The sequence below is a fragment of the Streptomyces sp. NPDC002896 genome (genome assembly GCF_040295225.1).
In the GTDB taxonomy this organism is placed as follows: Bacteria; Actinomycetota; Actinomycetes; order Streptomycetales; family Streptomycetaceae; genus Streptomyces.
Genome location: NZ_JBEOVA010000082.1, coordinates 1 through 8991, shown reverse-complemented (window position 1 = coordinate 8991; position 8991 = coordinate 1). Strand labels below are relative to the sequence as shown.

Annotated in this window: 7 protein-coding genes and 2 pseudogenes; 3 read left to right on the top strand and 6 right to left on the bottom strand. The window is 70.4% G+C overall.

The window, feature by feature from the left end; genetic code table 11:
- Positions 1-1785: zinc ribbon domain-containing protein (locus ABT009_RS46990; RefSeq protein WP_351309491.1), on the bottom strand; the 1785-nt coding region annotated here is incomplete at its 3' end.
- Positions 1786-2064: 279 nt separating this feature from the next.
- Between ABT009_RS46990 and ABT009_RS46985 the strand changes: the two genes are divergently transcribed.
- The gene (locus ABT009_RS46985; protein WP_351309488.1) at positions 2065-2202 is read left to right on the top strand and encodes a hypothetical protein; all 138 of its coding nucleotides are present in this window, start codon (positions 2065-2067) and stop codon (positions 2200-2202) included.
- Between the two features lie 271 nt (positions 2203-2473).
- On the opposite strand, the gene ABT009_RS46980 is transcribed toward ABT009_RS46985, so the two are convergent.
- Positions 2474-4138, bottom strand: coding sequence for a TlrC/CarA/OleB/SrmB family ABC-F type ribosomal protection protein (locus tag ABT009_RS46980; RefSeq protein ID WP_351309485.1), 1665 nt, complete (start codon positions 4136-4138; stop codon positions 2474-2476).
- A gap of 699 nt (positions 4139-4837) precedes the next feature.
- Between ABT009_RS46980 and ABT009_RS46975 the strand changes: the two genes are divergently transcribed.
- The gene (locus ABT009_RS46975; protein ID WP_351309482.1) at positions 4838-5605 is read left to right on the top strand and encodes an alpha/beta hydrolase family protein; all 768 of its coding nucleotides are present in this window, start codon (positions 4838-4840) and stop codon (positions 5603-5605) included.
- Positions 5606-5689: 84 nt separating this feature from the next.
- Here ABT009_RS46975 and ABT009_RS46970 read toward each other — a convergent pair.
- From ABT009_RS46970 to ABT009_RS46955, 4 genes and pseudogenes are all read right to left on the bottom strand, one after another.
- Positions 5690-6004, bottom strand: a pseudogene (locus ABT009_RS46970) (IS110 family transposase); the annotation flags it as partial.
- Positions 6005-6068: 64 nt separating this feature from the next.
- Complete coding sequence (locus tag ABT009_RS46965) at positions 6069-6761, bottom strand: hypothetical protein (RefSeq protein ID WP_351309479.1); 693 nt, start codon at positions 6759-6761, stop codon at positions 6069-6071.
- Positions 6754-7359, bottom strand: a complete 606-nt coding sequence (locus ABT009_RS46960) for an RNA polymerase sigma factor (protein WP_351309476.1) — start codon at positions 7357-7359, stop codon at positions 6754-6756. The genes ABT009_RS46965 and ABT009_RS46960 overlap by 8 nt, the downstream gene beginning before the upstream one ends.
- Positions 7360-8021: 662 nt before the next feature.
- Entirely contained in the window at positions 8022-8555 is a 534-nt protein-coding gene (locus ABT009_RS46955; RefSeq protein ID WP_351309473.1) for a P-loop NTPase family protein, read from the bottom strand.
- Positions 8556-8713: 158 nt separating this feature from the next.
- Here ABT009_RS46955 and ABT009_RS46950 point away from each other — a divergent pair.
- Positions 8714-8913: pseudogene (locus tag ABT009_RS46950) on the top strand (glycine betaine ABC transporter substrate-binding protein); the annotation flags it as partial.
- Between the last annotated feature and the right edge of the window lie 78 nt (positions 8914-8991).

Genomic DNA, 8991 nt, shown 5'->3' with positions numbered 1-8991 from the left:
GGCCAGGGCTTGTTGACCGGCGTTGTGTGGGGTGCGCCGGTGGGGCAGGCCGGTTGGCCTGCTGGGGGTGGGGCGGCCTTTGCCGGGGGTGGTGTTGGGTCCGCGGGGGTGGGGTGGGAAGGCCTGTGTCCGGCGGGCGCGGCGCAGGCGGCGGGTGGTCTGCTTCGGGCGGCGTGCCACGGTGACAGTGCCCTCGACGGGGGTGCGGATGGTGCGGGTGCCGGTGGCGCGGTCGGTGGTGGTGTGGGTCTGGGCGAGCAGGCCGCGGGAGACGATGCGGCGGGCAGCGGCGTGGTCGCGGTCCAGGGACAGGCCGCAGTGAGCACAGTGGGCCCATTTCCAGCCGCGCTCGCCCAGCCGGTCGGGGGCCGGGTGGTGGCCCAGCCGCCCCAGGCACCTGGGGCAGATCGCGGAGGTGCCCCGGGCCGGGACGGTGACCACCGCGATGCCGGCCTTGGCAGCCAGGTGACGGATGGCTTCGGCGACGGTGCCGCGCACCTGCCCCGACAGCCGGGCGTTCCCGCGCCGGTGGCCGCGGGCTTCCAGGGTGGCGAGGTCTTCGAGGTAGATCACGGTGACGCCGAGCGCGGCCGCCTGGTCGACGGCCCAGCGGGCCGCCGCCCAGGCCAGGGCGTCATTGAGGCGGCGGATGCGGGCACACACCCGGACATGCTCAACCTCCAGCACCGCCGCCCGCTCAAGGAGTTCGCCCCAGGCCAGGTAGGGGGAGCCGAGTCCGTGGGCGAGGGCCCGGTAGTGGTCGCGTCGGGTGGCGAGGTCTTCACGGTGGGTGCGCAGCCGGTGCAGTTTCGCGCTGATCGTCGTAGCGTCGAAGATCAGGGGGCGACCGTCGGTGAGCACCCGGCGAGCCTCGCCCCGCCCGGCCAGGCGACCGACCATGCCGGTGAGCAGAGTATTGACGCCCCAGTCGAAACCGAGCGCTACCCGGTGCCCGCTCGCCTTGGTGGAGGGCGTGGGGCGCGAGTGTGGCAGGTCGACGGCGATCCGGCCGGTGCCGGTGGGGCGCAGGGTGGGGGTGTGCAGGACCGCGTCGATCCCGACGGTGCCCGGCAGCCGGATATCGATCACATGCCAGGCCCACTCCCGCCCCGAAGCCGGGGCCGCACACAGCGGGAGCTTCACCCGCAGCCGCGCCGTCGTGCCGTCCACCCGTGCCAGGGTGACCTGCTGGCGGTCCATCGCCGCCAGCAGCACCTGCGCCGCCACCTCGGGCGGGCCCTCCAGCTCGCACAGTCCCGCCGGAAGTTGCCCGTGCTCACGCAGATAGCCGCGCACCTGCCGGGTCCGGTTACGCAGCTCCGCACCGCTCACCCCGGACGGCAGCACGGCCCGCAACGCCCGCCACTCCACTTCACTGCGCCGGTGGGGATCGACGGGCCAGGTCGCCAGGATCGCCGCCACGATGGTGCGCCGGTGCACGGCCAGCCGCAACGCGCGCGCCGCGTACTCCTGGGCGGCCCGGCGCACCCGGTCCGAGACGTACACGCCCTCGGCAGGTGCGGCGGTGTCCTGCCAGTCCAGGCGGCGCAACGCCATCCACCCCTTGGACGGCAAGTCCTCACCCTGCCCGTCGACACCGGCGGCAAACACATCCAGCGAGGCCTCATCCCACCGGGAGGCGACCAGTGACCGGGTCAACTCCTGGCACATGGAGGCCAGGAAGGACACCCGCTCGAACAGCACCCGCTGCCCGACCCGCTCACCACTGCCCTCGAGAACGCCACGGAAGGCGGTGCACGTCGCCGTCGCCATCAACCTGGCCACGCCCACCACCCCTCCCGCACGATCCCGAACAGCCCCGAACCGGGCATACCCCCGCATCCCAATCGGTCTAACGACCGACCATCACACAAAGACACGCACCCCCGGCAACACCGCTCGATTCGCCCAGGAACACACAGCGAACCGCCACTAGTTGAAGACCATCGCAAGGGAGGGCACAGAATTGGCTACCGATCCCTACGGGCTCTGCTAGGTAGCATCCACACGGATCCTTAAGCGAATTTCCCAACAGTTGAAGACCCTGATGAGGAGACGGTCGTCGTGACCCAGCACTGGACCTCACAGCACGCCTTCCTCGACGGCATGAACGGGATGCGGGAAGCGGCCGGGCGACTGCCCCAGCCCATCGTCAACACCCGCGAGACCTACAGCGGCGAGGTCGCGGTCAGCGTGCACTGACCCCATCGTCATCGTCTCCACGGACTTGGGACCGACTCGGCCGCGCTGCTCTCCTCACTCTCGACCGCGATGCCACAGCGGTCGAGAGTGAGGCAACCATCTCCCCTGCCACGCCCTCGGTCGGTGTCACCAACCCGGTGAACATTCATAGTCAGCGCACGAGAAGCGCGGGCCCGCGTACGCGGGCGCCGAAGGGGGCAAGCCCAGTGCCAAGAGGGCGCTGCCGGTGGCAACGCCCTCTCCGGCTTCAGGGCACCAGCCCCTCACTCGTTCAGCGCCCGACGGCGACGGCCCCCTCGCGCAGTTCCAGCCGGGAGCCGACGAACCGCGTCCGCATCCGACGGTCGTGAGTGACCATCACCAGCGCGCCCGCGTAGCCGGCCAGCGCTTCCTCCAGCTCCTCCACGAGCGCCGGCGAGAGGTGGTTGGTGGGCTCGTCCAGCAGAAGCAGGTCCACCGGCTCACTGACCAGCCGGGCCAGCTCGATTCGGCGCCGCTGCCCGTACGACAGCTCCCCGACGCGCAGCCACAGCGCCTCCGGGTCGAACAGACCGAGTGACAGCAGCCGGTCGGCGTGCTCGTCCCGGTCACCGGGGCGACCGTGGGCGAACGCCTCCAGCACAGTCAGTCCCGGCGGCCACGGCGCTTCCTCCTGCCGCAGGTGCCCCACACGCCCCGGAACACTCACCGCGCCTGCGTCCGGCAGCAGTTCCCCGGCCAAAACGCGCAGCAGGGTGCTTTTGCCTGCGCCGTTGGGGCCGGTGACCAGCAGCCGCTCGGCCGGGTCGAGCCGCAGCTCCGGCACGTGCAGGCGGCTCTCCACGACCACACCGTCGAGCTCCGCGGCCGGCGCCTTGCCCGGCCCGCCCGCGGTGGCGATACGGGCCGTGAAGGACAGCGGGTCCGGCGGCGGCGTCACCGGGTTCGCGGTGAGCCGCTCGACCCGCTCCTTGGCGTTGCGGATACGGCTCATCGCGCCATGCGCACGCCCTCGCATCCGGAACCCGCCGTGGCCGAAACAGGCCTTCGGCATCTTGCGCGGGATGCCGTCCAGGCGAGCCACGCCTGCCTCGGCAAGCCGACGGCTGCGGTCGAGTTCGGCACGCCACTCGTCGTACTGCTGCTGTCGGCGCCGGCGTTCGGCGGCCTTGGCGGTGAGGTAACCGGCATAGCCGTTGCCGTGGCGAGAGACGCAACCGCCGTCGACCTCCAGAACCGTGGTGGTGATCCGCTCCAGGAACACCCGGTCGTGGGTGACCGCGACGACGGTTCCGCGATGGGCCCGCAGATGCTCCTCCAGCCAGCCCACAGCCCGGTCGTCGAGGTCGTTGGTCGGCTCGTCGAGCAGCAGCAGCTCCGGCCGGGACGCCAGCGTCGCGGCCAGCGCCAGCCGCGACCGCTCGCCGCCGGAGAGCGTCCCCAGCCGCCGGCCCCGGTCCAGCCCCGGCAGACCGAGCCCGTGCAGCGCGGCATCCACGCGGGCATCGGCGCCGTACCCGTCGCGAGCCTCGTACTGCTCGGTCAGCCGCGCATACGCGGCGAGAGCATCCTGCAGCCCCTCGCCCTCGGGCGCCTCGGCGAGCGCGGCCTCGGCCTGCCGCAGCGCTGCCTCGAGCGCACGCAGCTCCGCCAGCGCCAGATCGACGGCGTCCTGGACGGTGGCCTCCGCGGGCAGGCCGAGAGTCTGGGCCAGGTACCCGGTCCCGCCGGGCGCGGCCACGCTCATCTCACCCGCGTCGGGCCGCTCCTCGCCGGCGAGGAGACGGAGCAGCGTGGACTTCCCGGCCCCGTTGTCACCGACGACGCCGGCCTTCTCACCGGGGGCGAGGCTGAAGGAAACCTGGTCGAGCACGGTGCGGTCGCAGTATCGCTTGGTGACGCCGTGCAGGGAAAGCTGTGAGGAATTTACGGAAGGTGAGGAATGTGACGCACGCATGCGAAAGCCCCTGTTCTCGGCCATGCCGATAGAACGGATTCGTGAGGACGAATGAGCGCTACGACGGCGGAGCAGAGCTCTACGCGGTCGTGCGCGGGGCTATCACAGAGTTCCCATGCGGATCACCATACGCGAGTACCCGGCCGCCGGGCTAAGCATTTTCCGGCCGATCGCGCCGTTCTGTGGCTGAAGTGTTCCGCATGCCTGCCTGCTCGTTCATCTGCTGACCGGCTGCATGCTGAAAGCCCTGGTGGAGTCCACCGGGTGGGCCCGGTGCAGCGCGGACACCCTGGCCCGGGCCGCGTCCGGCACGGTGATGCCCAGGCTGAACGCGGTCAGGCTTGAAGTCGTCGCTCACGAGCCCCGACTGTTTCTTGAGTGGTTTCAAACTGTCGAGCCGTTTGCACCAACTCATGAAACACGGTTCGCCCTGGACCCGTCCGCCGGGTGACGGTGTTTCACAGGCGAACATCGGTGAAACGGCCGACCGGGTCCACGCAGATGGGTCGGCAGGAAAATGGGTTGGCCGCGATGACGCCCGGACTGATAGCGTCCGGGCGACCGTGACACCGCGCGAGGAGGTGAGACCCATGAACGCTGTATCGATGTGGGTGCTCCCCCTCTTCTTCACGGTCGGCGATTGACGTAGGTGTCGCCGGGAGCGCCTCAACAACAAGGCACTCCCGAAAGGCAAGACCTATGCATTCTGTGCATTTCACTGCGGAGACATCGTCGGACGGTGTCCTTGAACGCGACTTCACTGTGGGTGAGGTCCCCGGTGTGCTCTGGTCGCCCGCATCCGGCTCCGATGGTGCGCCCCTGGTGCTGATGGGTCACAGCGGCGGCCTGCACAAGAGGGCACCGGGAATCCTGGCCCGTGCACACCACTACGTGATCAGCTACGGGTTCACCGTCGCCGCCATCGACGCGCCCGGACACGGCGACCGGCCGCGAAACGCGGAGGACGAACAGTGGGTCGCCGCTCTCCTGCAGGCTCGGGCGGCAGGCGAGCCGATCCGCCCGATCATCGTCGACTACAACTCCTCACTGGCGGAGCGTGCCGTGCCGGAATGGCAGGCGACCCTGGACGCCCTCCAGGCCCTGTCCGAGATCGGCACCGAAGCGCCGATCGGCTACGGCGGCATGACGTTGGGCACCGCGATCGGGCTGCTGTTGACGGCAATCGAACCCCGGATCACCGCCGCGGCCTTCGGTGGGGTCTTCGTGTACGAGGCCCTGATCGAGGCGGCGGGGCAGATCACCATCCCGATCGAGTTCCTGCTCCCGTGGGACGACGAGGAAATCGACCGCCAATCCGGTCTCGCCTTGTTCGACGCCTTCGCCTCGAAGGAAAAGACGTTGCACGCCAACCCGGGCAGGCATAACCAGGTGCCCAGGTTCGAGATCGACAACTCGGCCCGGTTCTTCCTCCGGCATCTCGGCCGGGGCGGCACGTCACAGGCCTGACGTGACAGGTATCGGCGGTCGGCCACCAGCCGGTCGCCGATACCGCTGTCGCCTTCAGGTCGTCGAGTCCGGCGCCGGCCGCGCTTCGACCAGCGGCGGCTGCGCGTCGCGGATCCGGTCGGCTTCGGTCTCGATGCCGCGTTTGCGGCCGGCGCGCTTGAGGGCGGCCCGGATCTGCGTGCGGGTCAGTCGTGCGGACCTGGTGGGGGTCGGGGCGAGCCTGAGCAGTTCCCGGGCTTGGGGGCGGCACAGCCCGTTCTGCCAGGTGGCGAAGGCATCAAGGGCGGATGGGTAGTACTCGCACAGTAGGGACCGGAGCTGGTTGGAGATCTGTTGCCGGTTCCAGGTGTCGTCCTGCTGGGCTCGTGCCAGAACAGCGATGGCGCGGGCCAGGTCGGTCCTTGAGGTAGGTCAGGTGCGGAGCAGAGCGCTCCAGTCCCGGGCATGGCCCGGTCTGGCGGGGTCAGGGCCGGGCAAGGCAGTCGCCCCAGAGTGTGGCCAGCTGTGCCGGGATCTCGGGGATGGCGGCGCAGCCCCGGGGATCGCGCGGGAGCCCGTCACTGGCTGCAAAGGTCCACGCGCTGCCCTTGGCCTTGGTGAAGTACTTCTCCGCGCCCCCCTCGTCCTGGAGCTGGACCAGCTCGTTTTCGGTGGCGTCGGCCGTCGGTGTGAAGGAGGTCCCCGCGTAGAGGACGCCGTCGCACTCGCCGTAGTAAAAGGTGCCCTTGACCGGGGCGATGTGCACCAGCCCCGGCTGCGATCGCCGGTACGCCAGGGTCACCGCGTCCTTGACCTCCTGTGGCACCACCAGGGAACGGCACGGCGGTGAAGGGGTCGACGGGGGTGTGGCCGCCGGGTCGTCCGGCGCCGCGCTGGGGGTCTTCGGGGTCACGGTCGGCGGGGCCGTGGACGTGGCCGGTGTGGTCGGGCTCACGACCGCCTCGGGCGGAGGGGCCTGGTGGGAATGGCCGCTGACGGCGAAGGTGCCGCCGCCCACCGCGGCAACCAGGGCGACGGCCAGTGCGGCGGTGGCCATCCGGTGACGGCGCCGCAGCTCGTCGCCGCGAGCCCGGACCACTGCGGCGGGCTGGGCGCTGGTTCGCGCGGCGAGCTCCTCAGACCCTCCCTGGAGGATGGCCTCGAAGTCCTCAGTCATGGTGGTGCACCTCCTGGTCGGCGGAGCCGGGGATGTCGGTTGCGACAGCGGGAGCGATGCCGGGTGCCGAGACCGCCGGCCGCAAACCGGGTGGGCGGGCGGCACCGCCCGGGCGGTCGCCCGCGATGTCGGACAGATGCTGCGCCATCGATTGGCGCCCGCGCGACAGCCGGGCCTTGACCGTTCCCGGCGCGACTTCGGTTTCACGTGCAGTCTCCTCGACGGACAACCCGACCAGGTGATGCAGCACGATCGCCCGCCGTTGCTCGTAGGGGATGCGCCGCAACGCCGCGACGATCGCGACGTAGTCAGGGCTGACACCGGGCACCTCGTCGGGTATGCCGTGGCGGCGGTGGGCCGTGAGCCGGTTGGCCGCCTTCCGCCAGACGCTCACCCGGATACGGCAGGCCACCGAACGCACCCATGCCTCCGGGTCCGCATAGCCGGATACCTTCTCCCAGTTCTGCCAGGCCCGGGCGAAGGCCTCCTGCACCAGGTCCTCGGCCTCGGCGAGACTGCCTGTCATCGCGTACATCTGGCTGGTCAGCCGACGCACATGGCCGGCGTAGAAATCGTCGAAGACGCGTGCATCGCGCATTGCCCCCTCCACATCACTGGTTTGAGGGGTCGTGCCCTCACCGCCTTGTCACGCCCGAGGAGGGTGCAAGGTTGCACGGCAGCAGCCATGCGATTGCTCCCGCCCGTGGGCCCCCGCTCAGGTCGAGCTCCTGCTGTCCCACCGCATCATGCGTCGGTGCTTCACCACCTTCAAAGCGTTCGTCATCAACGGGTCCCCAATCCGGGATGGCCGCCTCGGCCACCCAGGCCGACGCCGCCGGCGTATGGAAGTCCACCGGAAATCTCCACGCGTCTACGCGGGACCATCACTCGGCGCATGCCACGTTTCAGCAGGTCACAGCATTCCGTCGGTTCCTCGGTGGGCCTCTGACGGCACGTTGGGAGGACCAGGGCCCGTCCGGTCAGCGGGGAGGACACCGGACAGGCCCTGGGGATTTGGATGGCCCGAGGGGTGGGGCTCGACGGCGGTCGTCGGCAGGCCCCGCCCCCGGTCGGGCTGCTATATCGCGAGCCAGGCGGCCTGGTCCGGTGCCAGGCAGGCCGCCTTCGATGGGGCCGCTGGGTGTCAGCGCTCCAGGGCGGGAAGGCGGGCCAGGCCGGTGCCGAGCACGATGCGACCGACTGAGAGTGCGGGCTTCCGCGCGTTACTGAGGTGAGGGGCCGGGCCAGAGGGCCGAGCCCTCAGTGCTCCAGTGCGGGAAGGCCGGCCAAGCCGGTGTCGAGCATGATGCGGTCGACGGTCTCGGTGAGGGTGCTGTCGGCGCCGACGACGGTCTCGATGCCGCCGGGCAGGAGATCAAGCGGCCGGTACCAGTCGCGTAGTTCCGTCTCGCCGACCTCGTGGGCGATCGGCTTGGTGGCGTGGCGGGCGAGGGTTTCCTCGAACGGCACGTGAAGGTAGTAGCCGTGGGTCGGGCCGCGGTGGTCGGCGCGCAGCTGGGCGAGCATCGCGCCGTAGTGGTCGGCGTAGAGGATGCCTTCGAGGACGACGTGATAGCCAGCGTCGAGGGCGTAGCGGGCGACGGTGTCGATGAGGCCGATGTTCGCCGCGCCGGGCCGGTCGCGCTCGCGCAGGACGATCCGTCGGAGGTTGTCCTGGCCGACGAGTGCCAGGCCGCGGCCGAAGCGATCGCGGATGCCGACCGCGACGGACGACTTGCCCGAGGCGCTGTTCCCGCGCAGGACGACCAGCCGCGTGTCTTCGGTGCCCACCATCACCCGGGCGAGGCTACCGGTGGCCGCTTTGACCCGTCTCGTTGAAGGTTGGCCGATCTCACTGAACTTTGACCGGTCCCGCTACTGGTCACTGCCGCGCCTTGCGGTCAGCCGTTGTACGCCCCAGCGGCTCAGCGACCTGCCCTGCGGAAGACCACCTTGAGTTCAAGTCCTTCAAGGCCCTGGACGCGGGCGGCCCCCTGACCCAGGCGGCGCTGATGAAGAACACCGTGCAGGCCGCGGACATCTTCACCACGGACCCGGCCATCACCAAGGAGAAGTTCGTGGTCCTCCAGGACCCGAAGAACCTCTTCGGGTTCCAGAACGTGCAACCGCTTGGTACAAGTCGGGGCTGTCCCCCTTGACCGCTGACGGAGAGACGCGGGGGGGGGGGCCCCCCCCCCGGGGGGCCCCCCCCCGCGGCGCGGGCGGGGCC